1 pseudogene is annotated in these 1,666 nt (G+C 49.8%); it reads left to right on the forward strand.

The features are described from left to right. A pseudogene (locus DXZ20_RS18205) lies at positions 1 to 1,666 on the forward strand (NB-ARC domain-containing protein); the annotation flags it as partial.

Here is a 1,666-nt window from a genome sequence, read left to right on the forward strand (position 1 = left end):
GCGCATCGGCAGCAGGCATTTGCCTTTGCTGAGCGGGTGGGATATTTACCCCTGGCGTTAGAGTTAGCCGCGTCTCAAATTGAAGAAGGGGTGACTTGGTCAGAGCTGTTAGAAGACTTACAGGATGAAGTTGCTCGCTTAGAGACGTTGGATATCTATGGTCAAGCAGAGATACCTGATGATGCGAAGCGAAAGAAGTATAGTCTGTTGGCTTGTTTTAATCTGAGTTTGAAACAACTGTCGCCAGAGCAGCTGCAACAGTTTGCCTGGTTAGGGGTGGTGCCCGAGGATGTGAACCTCACCCAGGAGATGGCAGAAACGCTTTGGCAGGTAACTTCGCGGCAGGCTAGAGCTATCTTACGCACGTTTCGGAGCAAAGCGCTGGTGTTACAGGGGGCACAGTTAGCCGATGATACGCCCAGTTATCGAATGCATGACCTGATGCATGATTTGGCACAGCGGTTGTTGAGGAGTCCGCAAGAGCCGGAACGCGACGGAGAATTGCCAGGATTGGGATTAACAAAATCTGAGGCCCATGGGAAATTGCTGGAACAGTATCGAGAGAAAGCGGAGAATGGTGAGTGGTATACGCTAAAAGATGATGGCTACATTTATGCCCATCTCACCTGGCATATGGAGCAGGCGGAACAAACCGAAGAGATTCATACGCTGTTGCAGGTAAGCAATAAAGAAGGACGTAATGGTTGGTATGAAGCCTGTGATGAAATTGGTAAACCAGCAGGCTTTGTGAATGATTTAGGGCGGGCATGGCAGCTAGCAGTGGAGGCTTATAAGAAATCTCCTGGTAACTCTGTTACCTTGCTGTATCGCTATGCATTAATTCGTGGATCGCTGAATAGTTTGGCGAGCAATGTGCCAGCCGAGATGGTTGGGGGATTGGTGAAACACGGGTTTTGGCAGGCGGCTCAGGGGTTGGCCTATGCACAGCAGGCCCAGGATCCATGGCATAGGGCAGCATGTATTTCGGCGATTGTGCCTTATATGCCTGAAGCGCTGTTGCCCGAGGTGTTAAAAACTGTCGGACAAATTAACGATGCTGCTTATCGTTCTTATGCTTTAAGTAAGCTGGCGGAACAGTTTCCGAGCGTTTGGCCTGCTGTGCTTGCAACTATTCAACAAATTCAAGACCGCTATGGAAGTCATCGAGACCAAACCGAGGGTTTCTCTTATAAAGGCTTGGCACTGAGCCGAATTGTTGCTCAGTTACCCTCCATCTATTTTTCTGAGGTCATCGATATTACCCATCAAATTAGCGATCCTTCTGACCGTGTAATGGTGTGGACTGAACTTGCCCAGCGGCAAGTAATACCCTGGTCAACCGTATTGGAGACAACCCGACAGATCAAAGATGAATCATCGCGCTCGCGTGCCCTGACTGAGATGGCCCAGTATCTGCCAGAAGCATTCTGGTCAGAAGCTCTGGCGATTACGCGACAGATCAAGGATGAATCATCGCGCTCAAATGCCCTGATTAAGATGGCCCAGCATCTGCCTGAACTCTGGTCAGAAGCCCTGGAGATTACGCGACAGATCAAAGATAAATCATCGCGCTCGCTTGCCCTGATTAAGATGGCCCAGTATCTGCCTGAACTCTGGCCAGAAACCCTGGAGATTACGCGACAGATCAAAGCTGAATCATCGCGCT

The organism is Adonisia turfae CCMR0081, from assembly GCF_011009555.1.
Taxonomy (GTDB): domain Bacteria; phylum Cyanobacteriota; class Cyanobacteriia; order Phormidesmidales; family Phormidesmidaceae; genus Leptothoe; species Leptothoe turfae.